17 protein-coding genes and 5 tRNA genes are annotated in these 17,090 nt (G+C 64.9%); 12 read left to right on the top strand and 10 right to left on the bottom strand.

Annotated elements, in window-relative coordinates:
- Positions 1-7 precede the first annotated feature (7 nt).
- The 10 genes from recO to GJ698_RS08735 all read left to right on the top strand — a co-directional run bounded on the left by recO (position 8) and on the right by GJ698_RS08735 (position 5,191).
- Positions 8-853: a DNA repair protein RecO gene (gene recO, locus GJ698_RS08780; protein WP_154357237.1), complete on the top strand. Its 846-nt coding sequence runs from the start codon at positions 8-10 to the stop codon at positions 851-853.
- Between the two features lie 11 nt (positions 854-864).
- Positions 865-1,626 (top strand): pyridoxine 5'-phosphate synthase, encoded by a 762-nt coding sequence (pdxJ, locus tag GJ698_RS08775; protein ID WP_154357236.1) that lies wholly within the window; start codon positions 865-867, stop codon positions 1,624-1,626.
- Positions 1,623-2,018 carry a holo-ACP synthase gene (gene acpS / locus GJ698_RS08770; protein WP_371865205.1) on the top strand — a complete coding sequence of 132 codons (396 nt, stop codon included), beginning with the start codon at positions 1,623-1,625 and terminating at the stop codon, positions 2,016-2,018. The genes pdxJ and acpS overlap by 4 nt, the downstream gene beginning before the upstream one ends.
- Positions 2,015-3,868 (top strand): excinuclease ABC subunit UvrC, encoded by a 1,854-nt coding sequence (uvrC, locus tag GJ698_RS08765; RefSeq protein WP_371865204.1) that lies wholly within the window; start codon positions 2,015-2,017, stop codon positions 3,866-3,868. Before acpS ends, uvrC begins: the two co-directional genes overlap by 4 nt.
- 97 nt (positions 3,869-3,965) lie before the next feature.
- Positions 3,966-4,547, top strand: a complete 582-nt coding sequence (pgsA, locus tag GJ698_RS08760) for a CDP-diacylglycerol--glycerol-3-phosphate 3-phosphatidyltransferase (RefSeq protein ID WP_154357235.1) — start codon at positions 3,966-3,968, stop codon at positions 4,545-4,547.
- A gap of 86 nt (positions 4,548-4,633) precedes the next feature.
- Positions 4,634-4,709, top strand: a tRNA-Gly gene (locus tag GJ698_RS08755).
- A 70-nt stretch (positions 4,710-4,779) separates the two neighbouring features.
- Positions 4,780-4,855: transfer RNA gene (locus GJ698_RS08750), tRNA-Gly, on the top strand.
- Between the two features lie 44 nt (positions 4,856-4,899).
- Positions 4,900-4,975 (top strand) — tRNA-Gly (locus GJ698_RS08745).
- A gap of 54 nt (positions 4,976-5,029) precedes the next feature.
- Positions 5,030-5,103: transfer RNA gene (locus GJ698_RS08740), tRNA-Cys, on the top strand.
- A gap of 12 nt (positions 5,104-5,115) precedes the next feature.
- A tRNA-Gly gene (locus GJ698_RS08735) sits at positions 5,116-5,191 on the top strand.
- 61 nt (positions 5,192-5,252) lie between these two features.
- Here the strand turns inward: GJ698_RS08735 and GJ698_RS08730 are convergent.
- The 7 genes from GJ698_RS08730 to GJ698_RS08700 all read right to left on the bottom strand — a co-directional run bounded on the left by GJ698_RS08730 (position 5,253) and on the right by GJ698_RS08700 (position 12,096).
- The gene (locus tag GJ698_RS08730; RefSeq protein WP_154357234.1) at positions 5,253-5,699 is read right to left on the bottom strand and encodes a VOC family protein; all 447 of its coding nucleotides are present in this window, start codon (positions 5,697-5,699) and stop codon (positions 5,253-5,255) included.
- 41 nt (positions 5,700-5,740) lie between these two features.
- The gene (locus GJ698_RS08725) at positions 5,741-6,262 is read right to left on the bottom strand and encodes a DUF1993 domain-containing protein (protein WP_154357233.1); all 522 of its coding nucleotides are present in this window, start codon (positions 6,260-6,262) and stop codon (positions 5,741-5,743) included.
- A 27-nt stretch (positions 6,263-6,289) separates the two neighbouring features.
- Positions 6,290-7,501 carry an MFS transporter gene (locus GJ698_RS08720; RefSeq protein WP_154357232.1) on the bottom strand — a complete coding sequence of 404 codons (1,212 nt, stop codon included), beginning with the start codon at positions 7,499-7,501 and terminating at the stop codon, positions 6,290-6,292.
- Entirely contained in the window at positions 7,495-8,250 is a 756-nt protein-coding gene (locus GJ698_RS08715) for an SDR family oxidoreductase (protein ID WP_154357231.1), read from the bottom strand. Before GJ698_RS08715 ends, GJ698_RS08720 begins: the two co-directional genes overlap by 7 nt.
- Positions 8,251-8,301: 51 nt before the next feature.
- Positions 8,302-8,727, bottom strand: a complete 426-nt coding sequence (locus GJ698_RS08710; RefSeq protein ID WP_154357230.1) for an Rrf2 family transcriptional regulator — start codon at positions 8,725-8,727, stop codon at positions 8,302-8,304.
- A 174-nt stretch (positions 8,728-8,901) separates the two neighbouring features.
- Entirely contained in the window at positions 8,902-9,213 is a 312-nt protein-coding gene (locus GJ698_RS08705; RefSeq protein ID WP_154357229.1) for a hypothetical protein, read from the bottom strand.
- A gap of 225 nt (positions 9,214-9,438) precedes the next feature.
- A complete protein-coding gene (locus tag GJ698_RS08700; RefSeq protein ID WP_154357228.1) occupies positions 9,439-12,096 on the bottom strand; it encodes a bifunctional diguanylate cyclase/phosphodiesterase in 2,658 nt (885 codons plus the stop codon).
- A gap of 240 nt (positions 12,097-12,336) precedes the next feature.
- On the opposite strand from GJ698_RS08700, the gene GJ698_RS08695 reads away from it, so the two are divergent.
- Together GJ698_RS08695 and GJ698_RS08690 are read left to right on the top strand one after the other, a co-directional pair.
- Positions 12,337-12,651 (top strand): NIPSNAP family protein, encoded by a 315-nt coding sequence (locus tag GJ698_RS08695; RefSeq protein WP_154357227.1) that lies wholly within the window; start codon positions 12,337-12,339, stop codon positions 12,649-12,651.
- Positions 12,652-12,677: 26 nt separating this feature from the next.
- Positions 12,678-13,646: a cyclase family protein gene (locus GJ698_RS08690; protein ID WP_154357226.1), complete on the top strand. Its 969-nt coding sequence runs from the start codon at positions 12,678-12,680 to the stop codon at positions 13,644-13,646.
- A gap of 53 nt (positions 13,647-13,699) precedes the next feature.
- On the opposite strand, the gene GJ698_RS08685 is transcribed toward GJ698_RS08690, so the two are convergent.
- From GJ698_RS08685 to GJ698_RS08675, 3 genes are read right to left on the bottom strand one after another with little or no spacing between them, the layout of a single operon-like run.
- Positions 13,700-14,488 (bottom strand): SDR family oxidoreductase, encoded by a 789-nt coding sequence (locus GJ698_RS08685; protein ID WP_154357225.1) that lies wholly within the window; start codon positions 14,486-14,488, stop codon positions 13,700-13,702.
- Complete coding sequence (locus GJ698_RS08680; protein ID WP_154357224.1) at positions 14,479-15,684, bottom strand: alpha-hydroxy acid oxidase; 1,206 nt, start codon at positions 15,682-15,684, stop codon at positions 14,479-14,481. Before GJ698_RS08680 ends, GJ698_RS08685 begins: the two co-directional genes overlap by 10 nt.
- A gap of 27 nt (positions 15,685-15,711) precedes the next feature.
- Positions 15,712-17,025 carry an MFS transporter gene (locus GJ698_RS08675; RefSeq protein ID WP_154357223.1) on the bottom strand — a complete coding sequence of 438 codons (1,314 nt, stop codon included), beginning with the start codon at positions 17,023-17,025 and terminating at the stop codon, positions 15,712-15,714.
- Positions 17,026-17,090 lie beyond the last annotated feature (65 nt).

The following is a 17,090-nucleotide window of genomic DNA, read 5'->3' as shown; positions in this document are numbered from 1 at the left end:
CACCAGCATGTCCACCACGCCAGACGCCACCTTGGACGCACCGCCAGCGGCGGTGACGGCGGGGGCGGACGTGCCTGCCGCGCCGGTCATCACGCCGGCGCCGCCCAAGCGTCCGCGCGCTCCGTCGCGCGAGCGCACCGTCGGCACCAAGGTTGCCGGCCAGCCGGCCTTCGTGCTGCACAGCTATCCCTACAAAGAAACCAGCCTGATCATCGACCTGTTCACGCGCGACTTCGGCCGCGTGGCCTTGATCGCCAAGGGCGCCAAGCGGCCGCATTCACAGCTACGCGGCGTGCTGCAGACCTTCCAGCCCTTGTCGTCGAGCTGGGTCGGCAAATCGGAACTGCGCACGCTGACCGAGGCCGAATGGGTGGGCGGCATGCTGCCGCTGGAAAAAACCGCGCTGCTGTGCGGCTTCTACCTGAACGAACTGCTGGTCAAACTGCTGGCGCGCGATGACGCCCATCCGGCGCTGTTCGACCATTACGTCTCGACGCTCAACCAGCTGGCGCACAACGAACCTGCCTCCATCGTCTTGAGAAAATTCGAACGGGCCCTACTTAAAGAGACGGGCGTCGCCGCCGACCTGACGCGCTGCGTGGAAACGCGCCGCAGCGTGCAGGCCGACGTCACCTACGTGGTCGATCCCGAGCGCGGACCGCGTCCCGAACGCGCCGCCGATCCGTGGCCGCGCGTGGCCGGCAAGACGCTGCTGGACATGGAATGCGAAAATTACGAAGACGTCGCCACGCAAGCCCAAAGCAAGCAGCTGATGCGCTTTCTGGTCGCGCACCACCTGAACGGCGCGCCGTTGAACACCCGCCAGATCCTCGTGGATCTGTCCCAGTTATAAGAGAAAAAACAATGAGCTTCCTGCAACCCTCCGGCACCATCATCGACCTCGGCGTGAACATCGACCACGTGGCGACGCTGCGCAACGCGCGCGGCACCCAATATCCGGACCCGATCCGCGCCGCGCTGCTGGCCGAGCAGGCCGGCGCCGACTGCATCACGCTGCACCTGCGCGAAGACCGCCGCCACATCAAGGACGCCGACGTCATCGCACTGGCGCCGCAGCTGATCACCCGCATGAACCTGGAAGCCGCCGTGACGCAGGAAATGATCGACTTCGCCTGCAGCATCAAGCCGGCCGACGTCTGCCTGGTGCCGGAAAAACGCACCGAAGTCACCACCGAAGGCGGCCTCGATGTCGCCGGCAACTACAACGCCGTCGAACGCGCGGTGAAGCAGCTGCAGGCCGAAGGCATCCGCGTCAGCCTGTTCATCGACGCCGACGAGGCGCAGATGGACGCCACCGCCGCCCTCGGCGCGCCGGTGATCGAACTGCACACCGGCCGCTACGCCGACACCGAAGGCGCCGAGCAGGCCGCCGAGCTGGAACGCATCCACCGCGGCGTGCTGTATGGCGTCGGCAAGGGCCTGAAGGTCAACGCTGGCCACGGCCTGCACTACACCAACGTGCAGGCGATCGCCGCGATTCCGGAAATCGCCGAGCTGAATATCGGCCACGCCATCGTCGCCCACGCGGTGTTCGTCGGCTGGGAAAACGCCGTGCGCGAAATGAAGGCCATCATGGTCTCGACCCGCATCGGACGCGCGTCGTGATCTACGGCATCGGCACCGACATCTGCAAGATCCCGCGCATCGAAGCGGCGCTGGCGAAGCATGGCGACCGCTTTGCGAAAAAAATCCTCGGGCCGCAGGAGATGGAAAAATACCTGGCGCGCAAAGCCAAGCACCCGGTGCGCGGCATCCGCTTCGTGGCCACGCGCTTCGCCGCCAAGGAAGCCTTCGCCAAGGCCATCGGCCTCGGCATCCGCATGCCGATGACCTGGCCCGCCGCGCAGATGCTGAATCATCCCGGCGGCAAGCCGATGATCGTGTGCAGCGGCGTGCTGAAAGAATTCATGGAAAAGCATAAGCTGTCGGCGCAGGTGACCGTCAGCGACGAAGAGGACTATGCGGTCGCCTTCGTCATCGTGGAGCAGGAAAAGTGACCGAAGAAGTAAGCGATCCGCGCGAACAGGTATTAGCCACCGTTGCCAAGCTGCCCAACCTGCCGGGCGTGTACCGCTATTTCGACGCCGAGGACAAGGTGCTCTACGTCGGCAAGGCGCGCGACCTGAAAAAGCGCGTGTCGAGCTACTTCCAGAAAAACCTGAGCAGCCCGCGCATCGCCATGATGGTCGAGCGCATCGCGCGGCTGGAAACCACCGTCACGCACAGCGAGGCGGAAGCGCTGATCCTTGAGAATAACCTGATCAAGGCGCTCAGCCCGCGCTTCAACATCCTGTTCCGCGACGACAAATCGTATCCCTACCTGAAGATCACCGGCGGCGATGCGCCGCGCATGGTCTACTACCGCGGCGCGGTGGACAAGAAGAACCAGTATTTCGGCCCGTTCCCCAGCTCGTGGGCGGTCAAGGAATCGATGCAGATTCTGCAGAAGGTGTTCCAGATCCGCACCTGCGAGGAGAGCGTCTACGCCAACCGCACGCGTCCCTGCCTGCTGCACCAGATCGGCCGCTGCAGCGCGCCGTGCGTGGACCTGATCAGCAAGGAAGATTACAAGCTCGATGTCGACAACGCCGCGCGCTTCCTGCGCGGCCGCCAGTCCGAGGTGCTGGAAGACCTGGAAAAGAAAATGCACGCCTACGCGGCCGAGCTGAAATTCGAGCAGGCGGCGTCGGTGCGCAACCAGATCCAGTCGCTGTCGCGCGTGCTGCACCAGCAGAGCATGGAGACCACCGGCGACGCCGACGTCGATATCATCGCCGTGCTGGTGCAGGGCGGCCGCGCCTGCGTCAACCTGGCCATGGTGCGCGGCGGCCGTCACCTGGGCGACCGCGCCTACTTCCCGACCCACGTCAGCGACGCCGAGGCGATCGCCGAGGAGTCGATCGAAGTCGAGGTGCTGGCCGCCTTCATGGCGCAGCACTACGTCGACAAGTTCATCCCCGGCACGCTGATCCTGAATATCGAATTCAACCACCCGGCGCTGATCCAGGCCTTGCAGGAGCAGTGCGGCCACCGCATCAACCTGATCTTCCAGCCGCAGGACCAGCGCCGCAAATGGCTGGAACTGGCGCAGAAGGGCGCCGAGATCTCGCTGGCGCGGCTGCTGTCGGAGCAGGGCTCGCAGCAGTCGCGCACGCGCGCGCTGGTCGAAGCCTTGCAACTGGAGCCGGAAGACATCGATGCTTTGCGCATCGAATGCTTCGACATCTCGCACACGCAGGGCGAGGCGACACAGGCGTCGTGCGTGGTGTTCCATCACCACCAGATGCAGAACGGCGAGTACCGCCGCTACAACATCAACGACATCACGCCGGGCGACGATTACGCCGCCATGCGCCAGGTGCTGTTCCGCCGCTACGAGAAGGTCGCCAACGGCGACGGCGTGATGCCGGACGTGGTGCTGATCGACGGCGGCAAGGGCCAGATCGAAATGGCGCGCCAGGTGTTTGCCGAACTGGGGCTGGACATCAGCCTGATCGTCGGCGTGGCCAAGGGGGAAGGGCGGCGCGTCGGTCTGGAGACGCTGATGTTCGTCGACGGCCGGCCGTCGCAGGAACTGGGCAAGGAATCGGCGGCGTTGATGCTGGTGGCGCTGATCCGCGACGAGGCGCACCGCTTCGCCATCACCGGCATGCGCGCCAAGCGCGCCAAGACGCGCCAGACCTCGCGCCTGGAGGAAATCGAAGGCATCGGCGCCAAGCGCCGCCAGCGCCTGCTGGCGCGCTTCGGCGGCCTGCGCGGCGTGGTCGACGCCAGCATCGAAGATCTGAAACAAGTTGAAGGCATTTCCAGCGCGCTGGCGGAAGAAATCTACAAGCAGCTGCATTGACGGGCGTCGCGGCGCAACGGTGCTGGTTTAATGTGCTATGTCAAGGTAGACTAGCGGCGCATTACAACATTTCATGGCCGCACATCACTTTTAGCTTATGCCCTTCAATATTCCGATACTGTTGACCTGGTTGCGCGTTGCGCTGATCCCGCTGGTGGTGGGCGTCTACTACCTCCCGACCACCATGCTCCCGGTAGCAGATCAGAATCTGGCGGCCACGCTGGTGTTCATCGTGGCCGCCGTCACCGACTGGTTCGACGGCTTCCTGGCGCGCCGCTGGAACCAGACCTCGGCCTTCGGCGCCTTCCTCGACCCGGTGGCGGACAAGCTGATGGTGGCCGGCGCCTTGCTGGTGCTGGTGCAACTGGACCGCGCCAACGCCGTGCTGTCCTTCATCATCATCGGCCGCGAGATCGCTATTTCGGCGCTGCGCGAGTGGATGGCGCAGATTGGCGCCTCCAAATCGGTGGCGGTCAGCTCGCTGGGCAAGATCAAGACCACGGCGCAGATGATGGCGATTCCGCTGCTGCTGTTCCATGACGTGCTGTTTGGCGCGGTCGATACGCAGTTCTGGGGCGCGCGCCTGCTGGAGGTGGCGGCGGTGCTGACGGTGTGGTCGATGTTCTACTACCTGCGCCTGGCATGGCCGCTGATCAAGGAAAAATCGGGCCAAATCTAACCGTATAAACAATATTTTCATTGGGCATTGACAGGCGGTGTAGATCCTCTATAATGCTGGCCTGTTGTTGATGACGACGAAGCAAAGCGGGAGTAGCTCAGTTGGTAGAGCGCAACCTTGCCAAGGTTGAGGTCGAGAGTTCGAGACTCTTCTCCCGCTCCAAGCGAAGTCATCGAAAACAAGTAGTACTAGCAAAAACAGCAGTCACCTGCTAATATGCTGGACTCGAAATGCGGGAGTAGCTCAGTTGGTAGAGCGCAACCTTGCCAAGGTTGAGGTCGAGAGTTCGAGACTCTTCTCCCGCTCCAGTTTCTCCGGAAACCGGTTGGCGCAGTAAAAATAGTAACTCCAAGCGGGAGTAGCTCAGTTGGTAGAGCGCAACCTTGCCAAGGTTGAGGTCGAGAGTTCGAGACTCTTCTCCCGCTCCAGAATTCCGGATCGCAGCGCGTAACCCGCTGCGGTCTTTAGTAAAAGTTTCCTCTGGCGAGGTAGCAAAGCGGTTATGCAGCGGCCTGCAAAGCCGTCTAGGTCGGTTCGACTCCGATCCTCGCCTCCAAAACGACTCCAAGCGGGAGTAGCTCAGTTGGTAGAGCGCAACCTTGCCAAGGTTGAGGTCGAGAGTTCGAGACTCTTCTCCCGCTCCAGTATTGAAGAAGGGCAGCCATGTGGCTGCCCTTTTTGCGTTCCTCGCGGGCCCGGCAATGCTTACGTCGACAGCGGGCCGAAGAAATGGATCATGTTTCCCTCGGGGTCGCGGATCATGGTCGAGCGGCGTTGCGGCGTCAGTTGCTGGTCGGCCCAGACGAATTCAACGCCGTGGTCAGCGAATGCCTTGGTGACCGCCTGCAGATCGACGGTATCGAAGACCAGGGCTTTATACCCCAGTACGCCGAGATGGCTCGGCGGCGCCGTGCGATCGACCGCCACCGTGCTCGCGCCGGCCAGCGTGACCAGTTCGATGCGCGTGCCGGCACCTTCCATCATGGCGTAATCGGCGCCTACCGCATCAAAGCGGCCGCGTTGCGCCGCGGTCAGTCCCAGCACGCGCTCGTACCAGGCGGTCATGGCCGGCAGGTCGCGGACCGCGATGGCGACATTGTTCAGGGTCAGCCCCCGCGCGGGACCGTGGATCGATTCAGTTGATGTGCTCATTGTTTTCTTTCGGTGGATGTAGGGCAGTGTGCCCGGTGTGGTTAATCGTGCTCGGCGCCGAACGGCCCGAGATAATCGAGCTTGCCGACCTTGACACCCTGGTTGCGCAGGATGTTGTACGCCGTGACGATGTGGAAGAAAAAGTTCGGCAGGGCGACGGTCAGCAGATAACTTTCGCCCGTGAACGGCACCTCCGCCGACGGCCAGCTCAGTGCGATGGCGCGCGCGCCGCCCGCATCAAGCTGGGCGGTATCGACGCTCTCCAGGTAGGTGATGGTGTTGGCGATACGCTGCTGCAGCTGCGCGAAGGTGGTTTCGTCGTCGGCGAAGCGCGGGCCTTCGCCGCCGCTGAGGCGCTGTGCGGCGAACTTCGAACTGTCGCTGGCGCGCTGCACCTGTGCCGACAGCGGCAGCATGTCGGGCGCCAGGCGCGCGCCGAGCATCGCCGCCGGTGCAATGCCGTGCTGGACGGCGTGTGCTTCGCCCTTGCTCAGCAGCGTGGACAATACTTTCAACGCGCGGACAAACACCGGTACGCTGATGCTGGACATATTCGTGGACATGGTGATTCCTTTCAAGAGGGAGTTACGTTATGAGGGATTACGATTGATGCCGATCAGCAGTGAGGCCAACGCCGCCAGCGCGCCGCCTGCCAGCAGGGCGCTGACGACGCCCATGCCGTCAACGATCAGGCCACCCACCAGCGCGCCCAGCGAAATGGCGATCTGGAAGAAGCTGACCAACAAGGCCTGGCCTGCTTCCGGGGTGGCCGAGGCGGCCTTCAGCATCCAGGTGGTCATCGCCACCGGCACCAGGCCGAACGCGGCGCCCCAGGCGAATACCGCCACGGCGCCGGCCACCGTGCCAGCCGCCGCGCCGTGGCCCGCCAGCGACGACAGCAGCAGCACCACGGCGATCACCAAGGCCGCCGCCAGCGCCGTGCCGCGCACATTGCGCGCCACCAATTGGCCGCCGACGAAGGTGCCGGCGAAGCCCGCCACGCCGTACACCAGCAGCAGCGTGGTGACCGCTGGCGTGGACAGGCCGAACACCTGTTGCAGCATCGGCCGCAGGTAGGTGTAGCCGGTGAAGTGTCCAGCCACCAGGAACAGCGCCACCAGCAGGATCAGGCGCGAAGCGGGATGCGTCAGAGGCGCCAGCAGGTCGCGTGGCTGGACCGCGCGCGCCGGCGGCATGGCGGGCAGCACGCGCGCTTGCAGCACCAGCACGCAACTGGCCACCACGGCGGAAGCGATGAAGGCGGCGCGCCAGCCGATCAGGTCGCCCAGCAGCGCACCGGCCGGCACGCCGGCAATCGTGGCGACCGAGATGCCGGCCAGCACATACGACATCGCGCGCGGCTGCAGCGCGGCCGGTACCAGGTGGCCGGTGGCGCCGGGCGCGAAGGTCCAGAAGCCACCGACAACCAGGCCCAGCAGCACGCGCGCCAGCAGCATGGTCGCCAGGTTCGGCGCCATCGCCGCCAGCACGTTGGACAGCACCAGCAGCGATGACAGCGCCAGCAGCACGACACGCCGGTCCAGCCGGCCGGAGGCGATGATCAGCAGCGGGCCGGTCAGCGCCGCCACCAGTCCCGGCATGGTGATCATCAGGCCGACTGTGCCTTCGCTGACGTGCAGGCTGGCGGCGATGTTGGTCAGCAGGCCGATCGGCAGAAACTCGGTGGTGACCGAGGCGAAGGTGCTGATGGCCAGCGAAGCCACGGCCAACCATGCCGGCGCGGCAATCGCTGGCGCGGCGGAGGCACGGGGGCTGGCCGCAAGGTCGGCGCCGCTTACCATGGCAGCACCTCACCGAGGTGGAAGAAACCGCCGCTCGGGCCATCGTCCGGCAGCAGCGCCAGTTGCACGCTGGTGCGGGCGCCGTCCGCCACCGCCATCGGCGCGGCGCTGCCGCCCATCGACGTTTGCACCCAGCCCGGATGCGCCGCGTTGGCCTTGACCGGCGTGCCGGCCAGCGCCTTGGCCAGGTGCACGGTGTAGCCGTTGAGGGCGGTCTTCGAGGTATCGTAGGCCACCGAATTGGCGCTGTAGATCGGCGAGGACGGATCGCGGTGCAGTGTCAGCGACGCCAGGATGCTGGACAGGTTGACGATGCGGCCGGCGGCCGAGCGCTGCAGCAGCGGCAGCAGCGTTTGCGTCAGCAGCACGGGAGCGAAGAAGTTGGCCTCCATGGTTTGGCGCAGCACCGCTTCGGGCACGTCGGCGGCGTTGTACAGATCCTTGACGCCGGTCTCGCCCTCCAGGTAGACGCCGGCGTTGTTGACCAGGATGTCGAGGCGGCCGGCCAGCGCGTGGAAATGGTCGTAGGCGCGCTGGTGATCAGCGTAGCGGGTGACGTCGAACAGCAGCCACTGGGCCGCAATGCCGTCGGCGCGCAATTGTTCCACCGCTTCGCGTCCGGCCTGCTCGCTGCGGGCGCCGATGACGGGCAGCGCGCCGGCTTGTCCCAGCTGACGCGCGGTCTCGAAGCCGATGCCGCGATTGCCGCCGGTGATGAAGGCGATTTTTTGTTTGGGTACGTGGGTCATAACGGTTCCTTTAATGTGTCAACAAACGGCACAAATTGATGAAAAAAAATGTCAGGCGGCCAGTTGCAGGCTGGCGGTGAAGTCCGCCAGCGTGTGCTGCGCCAGGCTGTGTTCGAAGTCGCACTGCACCCGCTGCAGCAACTGCGCCATGCCGCCCTTGATGGTGCGGCTCACCTGGCAGCTGTCCTGCGTCGGGTAGGCGTGCACGCTAAACGCGGCGGGCGCCTGACTGGCCAGGTAAATATCGAGCAGGGTGATCTGTTGCGGATCCCGGGCCAGCGTGCAGGCGCCGGTCTTGCCGCGTGTGGTCGCCACCAGCCCGGCCTTGGCCAACTTGGACACCACACGGCGTACAAAGCTGGGATCGGCGTTGACGCTGCCGGCCAGCTCGGCCGAGCGCACCGGCGTGCCGTGGTGGGTGGCCAGCGCCGCCATCACGTGGGCCGCGACGGAAAATTGAACGTTGATCTGGGTCATATTGTGATCCTAAACGGCACAAATTTGTTTGTCAAACACACGCGACTTGTTGAGTAGCTGACAAAGCTCAGTGTAGGACCAAAGCATTCATTTAAAAATACGTAAAAATAAAAACACTATTCATACGCGGGAATAATCGATCGCTTTGCAAGCACTCCAATAGTGGTGCCGTTTTTATTTTCGGATCGCCGGTGGCGCGGCAGGGGCGCGTTCGATGCCTGCCCCCTTCACCTGTACCCAGCCATTCGGGCGCAGCCGGTATTCCAGCGTCTTCTGGTAACGGCCGATACCGCCATACTCGACATTGAGCGTGATGCAAAAATGGCCCACGGCTCCGCCAAGCAGCCGTCGCATGGGAATCGAGGCGTCAATGATCGCGTCGCTTGGATTGAATTTTCCGCCGATATCGGCAATGCCTTCGGTGCCGGCTTTGGCGGTCCCCAACAACGCCAGAACCTGGGCTGGCAGTTCACGCAGGGTGGTCACTGTGTTGCCTGCGGCTGCGTCGCATTGCGGCTCTTGCATGCTGTCAGGGTCAGCTGTCTGGGATGCATGGGCGCTGAAGGCCAGTAATGCACCGCACAGCAGGGCAGTTGCGCTAAACGGATGAAGTATGTGCATAGTGATATAAGTTTGGCAGGGCTGACGCGATCATCGCCTATATTGCGGTCCGCAAGCCATCGAATTTTTATTATGTACTCTTTGCTACACTCAGGCACGGAGCGCCTGGTGCTGCTGCAGCATGCCGGCCATCTCCTGCGCCGGCATCGGCCGCGCGATGTAATAGCCTTGCACCTCGTTGCAGCCGAGGTCGCGCAGTATGCTCAACTGGCCGGCGGTTTCGACGCCTTCGGCCACCACGGTCATGCCCAGCGCGTGCGCCATCGAGACGATGGCCTGGAAGAACACCCGGCCTTCGGTCGACAGCCCCAGCTGCGAGGTGAAGGCCTTGTCGACCTTGAGTACATCCATCTTCAGCTTTTGCAGCTGCGAGAGCGACGAGTAGCCTGTGCCGAAATCGTCGACGTGCAGCTTGACGCCCAGCGTGCGCAGCGCGGCCAGCTGCGCCAGGATGGATTCATGTTCGCCCAGCATGGCGGACTCGGTGATTTCCACCTCGATCAGGCTGGCCGGTAACTGGTACCGGGTCAGCTGCGCTTCCAGATGGCGGTGGATGCCGCCATGCGAAAACTGCTTCGGCGAGACGTTGACCGAAATCGGCGCCAGCGGCAGGTCTTGCGCGCGCCACTGCGCCAGCTGGGCGCAGGCCTGGGCGATGACCAGCTCGCCGATGGGCACGATCAGCCCGTTGGATTCCGCCATCGGGATGAAGTCCAGCGGCGGGATCACCCCTTGCTCGGGATGGATCCAGCGCACCAGCGCCTCCATGCTGCACAGCTGTCCGGTCTGGGTGTCCACCCGCGGCTGGTAGTACAGCTGCAGCTGGTCGCGCTCGATGGCCTCGATCAGGTGTTGCTTGAGACGGGTGCGCGATTTGATCTGCTTGTACAGGGATGGATCGAAAAAGCGGTACTGGCCCTTGCCGTCGCTCTTGCCCGCATACATGGCGATGTCGCCGTGGCGGATCAGGGTTTCGGCGTCGGCGCCGTCGCGCGGAAAGACGCTGATGCCGATCGAGGCCCCGACCGACTGCTTTTCCTCGGCCACCATGAAGGGCTGGGAAAACGCCTGCAGGATGCGCTCGGCCACGGCGCTGCTGTGGGCGTCGGAATCGGCCGGACTGATCACCACCACGAATTCGTCGCCGCCAAAGCGCACCACCCGGTCGCTGGGACGCAGCAGCGACTTCAGGCGGGCCGCCGCCTGGCGCAGCAGCTCGTCGCCGGCCGCATGGCCCTGGGTGTCGTTGACGTGCTTGAATTCGTCCAGGTCGATGAACAGCAGGGCCACCGCGTGCCCGGCCGCATGGGCTTGCGACAGGGTGTGCTTGAAAAACTCTTCCAGCCAGTGGCGGTTCGGCAGGCCGGTCAGCGCGTCTTCGTTGGCCATGCGCTGCAGCTCGGCCTCGTGGCGCTTGCGCTCGCTGACGTCGCTGAGCGTGACGGCCAGGCCGTTGCCGACGCGGACCAGCCGGCGGTGGCACCAGCCGATGTTCAGCCGGTTATCGGCCGGCATTTCACGCTCGTCTTCGAGATAGCCGCTCGACATGGCCGCCAGATAGGTTTGCAGCAGCGATTCGGCAAACAGGTGGTTGACCATCAGCGACACGCGCTGGCCCAGCAATTCGCCGCGGGTGACGCCGAAGAAGAAGGCGCCGCGCTCGTTGCAGTCGACGATTTCGAAATCGCGGATCTGCCCGGCCTCGTTGCGCAGCGCCATCGCCATGTAGAAGCCGTCGGTGGCGCTTTCGGTGGCGGTGCGGTAGGCGCGGCGGACTTCCTCCTCTTCGTGGCGGCGCTGCAGTGCGCGCTGCGTCATCACCCGGCCCCAGGCGCCCAGCAGCACCAGCACCAGCGTGGCCAGCATGGCGCTCTGGGTGCGGTTGAGGTTGGCGGTGTTGGCGGCTGCCATCGCTTCGCTTTGCGCCAGGCCGACCGCCGCCACCACAGGGTAGGCGCGCGAACGGCGCCAGCCGAAGATGCGCGCCTTGCCGTCGCTGAAGCTGCCGCCGTCCAGCAATCGGCTGCCGCTGTCCTGGGGCAGTTCGGGCTGGCCCAGCAGCAGCGAGGCGTCGTCGCTGGCGCTGGCGTTGCCGTGCTGTTCGAGGCGCAGCGTGCCGCTGGTGCTGAGCATGGTCACCATGCCTTCGTCGCCAAGCGTGCGGGCGCTGTAGAACGAGGTGAAGTAATCGGCCGCCACGGTCAGCACCACCACGCCGGCGAAGCTGTCGTCCGGCCCCTCCAGGCGGCGGCTGAACTCGATCGAGCGCTGGATCGGATCGTGCTGCTGCGTCGGCACGTTGATGCTCAGCGAGGTGGAATTGTTATTGCGATGGAAGCGGAAATAGTCGGCGCGCGCAATGTTTTCCGGGCCGGCCAGGCGCCGCGTGGAGGTGACGATGCGGCCGCTGCTGTCGGCGATGCGCACGGCAAGAAAGGCGCGGTCGGTGAACATGCCGTCGCGCTGCAGGTCCTCGACATGCAGCTGGCCGCCGGACTGCTCCCAGCTTTGCTTCAGCTGCATGGTGATCTGGTCCATCTGCACCAGCGAGCGGGTGATGTATTGCTCGTAGCCTTCCGCATAGCCGCTGGCGTCCTTGTGCGCGGCCAGTTCGGCGTTGCGGGTTTCGGCGCGGCCCTTGATCAGGGTAAAGCTCCACAAGGCGACCACGCACAGCAGGGCGATCCCGGGCCACAGCAGCGCGCGCCGGCTGTGGCGCATCGCCAGGCGGGTGTCCTCACGCTGCATGCGTTGTGCTTGCGCCGGTGATGGACGACGGCGCGTTCATTGTTGAAATTGCCATGAGGTAAAATTGATAGCCTGATGGAATGGGCTTTAAAGACAATTTACCCTAGAATTGTTTCAGGATCATTGCAAATGAGAGTTCCTTATAAAGCTATAAGAAGTTCTCAATTCTGGCTGCAGATTCCCCTCCTTATACTGTGAGCGCTCGCTGCCCCGGCGGGCGTCATTCAGAAAAGGAAAGCCATGTTCTACGAAATGCGTACCTACACCCTGCAGCCGGGTAAGTTAAAGGAATATCTCCGCCATTTTGAAGCCGAGGGGTTGCCAGTCATCTCGCGCTACGCCACGCTGGTCGGCTACTGGCATACCGAGATCGGAGAACTGAACCAGTTGGTGTCGATCTGGGCCTACGACAGCCTGGACGAGCGCAGCAAGCGCCGCGCCGCGCTCTACGAAGACCAGGACTGGCTGACCAATTTCGTGCCCAAAACAGTCCATTTGCTGCTGCACCAGGAATCGAAACTGCTGCTGGCCACCTCTTTTTCGCCGATACAATAAAAACCAGACCAACGAGGAGACAAGCCATGTGCAACCACAAACAAAAAAACGCGCCCGATGTTCGCAGCCTGCTGGAGGGCTTGCCGAGCAACTGGGGCAAATGGGGCCCGGAAGACGAAGTCGGCGCGCTGAACTATCTGGGGCCGGAGCAAGTCCTGCGCGGCATCGCCGCCGTCAGGCAGGGCAAGACCTTTACCCTGCAGGTCGATATCGGTCACGCCAAGGGCGAGCCGCTGTTCCCCGGCCGGCGCCCGTCGATGCGCATGAACGTGCTGGACAAGGGCCATTTCCTGGCCGGCAAAGCCCATTTCGACGGCAACGTCGAATATGCCGACGACGTGATTTTCATGCACCTGCAGGGATCGACGCAGACCGATGCGCTTGGCCATGTCTGGTACGACGACAAGCTGTGGAACGGCTATGACGCCCTGAGCACGGTCGGCGGCATGGAGCGCGCCAGCATTCTGCCGCTGGCGCAGCGCGGCGTGGCCGGGCGCGCGGTGCTGATCGACATGGCGCGCCACCGTAACAAGGCGGTGCTGGACAAGGGCGAGACCTTCGACCACCACGACCTGCTGGCGGCCGCGCGCGCCCAGGGCGTGACCATCGAGCGGCACGATATCCTGATCATCCGCACCGGCTGGATCGGTTCGTTCTACGAGCGCGATGCGGAGGAGTTCTATCAGGACTTCACGGAGCCCGGACTGACCTTCAGCCGCGAGCTGGTCGAGTGGTTCCACGAGATGCAGATTCCCAACCTGGTGACCGACACCATGTGCAACGAAGTCACCGTCGATCCGCACTCGGGCGTGATCATCCCGCTGCACAATGCGCTGATGCGCAACCTGGGCGTGGTGTTCACCGAGGTGGTGCTGTTGGACGAGCTGGCGCGGGATTGCGCCAACGACGGCCAGTGGCAGTTCCTTTACACGGCCGCGCCGCTGAAGATCGTCGGCGGCACCGGCGCGCCGGTCAATCCGCTGGTCATCAAGTAAGCATAAAAAAAAGGGCAGCCGTGCAGCTGCCCTTGATCAGTTGCCGGCGCGCGTCAGAAGGTGCCCGGATAGGCGCCGCCGTCCAGCAGCAGATTCTGCCCCGTGAAATAGCCGCCGTGCGCGCCGCACAGGAAAGCGCAGAAGGCGCCGAACTCCTCCGCCGTGCCGAAGCGGCCGGCCGGTATCGCCTGGCGCTTGGCTTCCAGCACCGTCTCGTAGCTCCTGTCCTGCGCCGTCGCCGCGGCCTGGGTCGACTGCCGCAGGCGGTCGGTGTCGAACAGGCCGGGCAGCAGATTGTTGATGGTCACATTGCCCTGGGCGATGCGCTTCTGCCGCGCCACGCCGGCAATAAAGCCGGTCAGGCCCGAGCGGGCGCCGTTGGACAGGCCCAGCACGTCGATCGGCGCCTTCACCGCACCCGAGGTGATGTTGACGATGCGGCCGAAGCCGCGCTCCGCCATGCCGTCCACGGTGGCCTTGATCAGCTCGATCGGCGTCAGCATATTGGCGTCCAGCGCGGCCAGCCAGTCTTCGCGCGACCAGTTGCGGAAGTCGCCGGGCGGCGGACCGCCGGCATTGTTGACCAGGATGTCGATGTGCGGCGCGGCCGCCAGGGCGGCGGCGCGGCCGGCGCTGGTGGTGATGTCGCCGGCCACGGCCACCACCGTGACCGCCGGGTTCAGCGCGCGCAGCGCTTGCGCGGTGGCTTCCAGCGCCTCGGCGCCGCGCGCCGTGATCACCACGTTCACGCCTTCCTGCACCAGCGCCTGCGCGCAACCGCGGCCGAGGCCCTTGCTGGCCGCACAGACCAACGCCCAGCGTCCCTTGATATTCAGATCCATTCCGTTTGCTCCCTGGTTTCAATAATGGTTGGGTTAATGTTCGCCGCCTCCCGGGCGGCGCCGTACTGGAACAGGTGGTGGCGACCCAGTTCGTCCAGCGTGCGCACGCCCATCAGCGCCATGCTGACGTCCAGCTCGTTGCGCAGAATCTGCAGCATGCGCGCCACGCCGGGCTCGCCCATGGCGCCCAGCGCATACATGAAGGCGCGGCCCACCATGGTGCCCTTGGCGCCCAGCGCCAGGGCCTTGACCACGTCCTGGCCGGTGCGGATGCCGCCGTCCATCCACACCTCCAGCTGGTCGCCCACCGCATCGACGATGGCCGGCAAGGCCGCTGCGCTGGAAGGTGCGCCGTCCAGCTGGCGGCCGCCATGGTTGCTGACGACGATGGCGTCGGCGCCGATCGCCGCCGCCATGCGGGCGTCGGCCGGATCGAGGATGCCTTTCAGCACCAGCTTGCCATCCCAGGCCTTGCGGATGGCGGCCAGGTCGTGCCAGTTCAGCGTCGGATCGAACTGCTGCGCCACCCATTTGCTGATGGCGATGACATCGCCGCCGCTCTTGGCGTAGCCGGCCAGGTTGCCGAAGGTCTTGGCGCCGCGCAGCGCGCGCAGCGCCCAGGCCGGCTTCGAGGCCATGTCCAGCAGGTTGGCCGGCGTCAGCCGTGGCGGCACGGTCATGCCGTTCTTCAGGTCCTTGTGGCGCTGGCCGTTGATCTGCAAGTCCAGCGTCACTACCAGCGCCGAACAGCCGGCCCGCCTGGCGCGCGCGATCAGTTCGTTGTTGAAGCCGCGATCGCGCATCACATACAGCTGGAACCAGAACGGCGCCGAGGTGTGGCGCGCCACGTCTTCGATCGAGCAGATGCTGACGGTCGACAAGGTGAACGGCACGCCGAACTGTTCCGCAGCGCGCGCGCCCAGGATTTCGCCGTTGGCCCACTGCATGCCGGCCAGCCCGGTGGGCGCGATCGCCACCGGCATGGTCACCGGCTGGCCCAGCATCGTGGCGGCCGTGGTGCGGCCTTCGACGTTGACGGCCACGCGCTGGCGCAGCTTCAGCGCGGCCAGCGCGCGGCTGTTGTCGCGGTAGGTCGACTCGGTGTACGAGCCGCTGTCGACATAGTCGTAGAACGCCTTCGGTACCCGCTTGCGCGCCAGTACGCGCAAATCTTCAACACAAGTAATAACTGACATGCGATTTCCTGTTGAGATACATGGTTTTCAAATTTTAACCGCTGCCAGCGGCAGCGCGGGTTCCGGCGCCCGCACCGCCACCGGCTGCCGCACCAGGATCAGGTAGGCCAGCGCCGAGCACAGCGCCACCGCGGCGCTGGCGATCAGGGCGTAGACGAAGGAGTGGGTGTGGTCGACCACCAGGCCGGTAACGATGGGCGCGGCCGAACCGGCCAGAAAGCCGCCGAAGTTCTGGATGCCGCCCAGCGACGCCACCGCCTGGCGCGGCGCCACCACGCTGACCAGCGACCAGGCGCCGCCGGACGCCATGTTCAAAAACAGCATGGCCAGCGAAATAAAGGCGATCGCCAGCCAGGCGGACGGCGTCAGCGCGGCCGGCACGGTGGCGGCGGCGGCGCCCACCAGGCCGACGCAGATGGGCCACTTGCGGCTGGTGATGGCCGACATGCCCTTGCTGTACAGCCAGTCGGCAATGTAACCGCTGCCGACCATGCCGACGGTGCCGAACAGGTAGGGAATGGCGACCACCCAGCCGGCCTTGGCGATGCTCATGCCGCGCTCGTGTTCCAGGTAGGCCGGCAGCCAGGTCAGGTACAGCCAGACCATGTAGATCACGCCCATGAAGCCGAACAGCATGCCCCAGGTGGTGCGTTGCGTGAACAGGCTGCGCCACTGGGCGCCGTCCAGCGGCGCGCCGTGCGCCGCCGCTTCTTCCTGCGCGCCCTGGTTCAGATGGGCTTCGTCGGCGGCGTCCAGCGTCACTTCGCTGCGGTTGCGGTAGGCCGCGTACCAGCCGAGCGAGACCAGGATGCCGAAGGCGCCGGTGATGATGAACATCTCGCGCCAGCTCATGCTCAGCATCAGCCAGGTCAGCACCGGCGGCGCGATGGCCGGGCCGATGGTGGTGCAGGCCACGAAGATGCCGGTCGGCGCGCCGCGGTCACGCAGCGCAAACCATTCGCCGATCACCTTGGCGCCGGCCGGAAACTGCGGCGCTTCGCCGACGCCCAGCAGCGCCCGCGCGACAAAGAATTGCTGGAAGGTGTGGACGAAGCCGGCGCCGAGCTGGGCGACCGACCACAGCAGCATGCCGACGCCCAGCATCAGGCGCGCGCCCAGCCGGTCCAGCAGCATGCCGACCGGCAGCTGCGCGAAGGCGTACGACATGGAAAACGCCGACAGCAGCAGGCCCATCTGTGCGGCGCTCAGGTCCAGTTCGCCGCGGATGGTGCTGTTGGCCACCGACAGCGCGCTGCGGTCCAGGTAGTTGATGCATCCAGCCAGCGTCAGGAAAAAAATCGACAGCCGCTGGATACGGCGTAGTTTGCTGCTTGCCTGCATGGTGGTCTCCGGTTGTTGTCATGGGTGCGCCGTCTGTGCGGCTTGTCGTGCGCGCCGCGGGCGGC

Origin of the sequence: Duganella aquatilis, from assembly GCF_009674565.1 — a bacterium.
GTDB classification, from domain to species: Bacteria; Pseudomonadota; Gammaproteobacteria; order Burkholderiales; family Burkholderiaceae_D; genus Rugamonas; species Rugamonas aquatilis.
The sequence above is the reverse complement of the archived record's forward strand: the minus strand, read 5'-3'. Positions and strand labels throughout refer to the sequence as shown.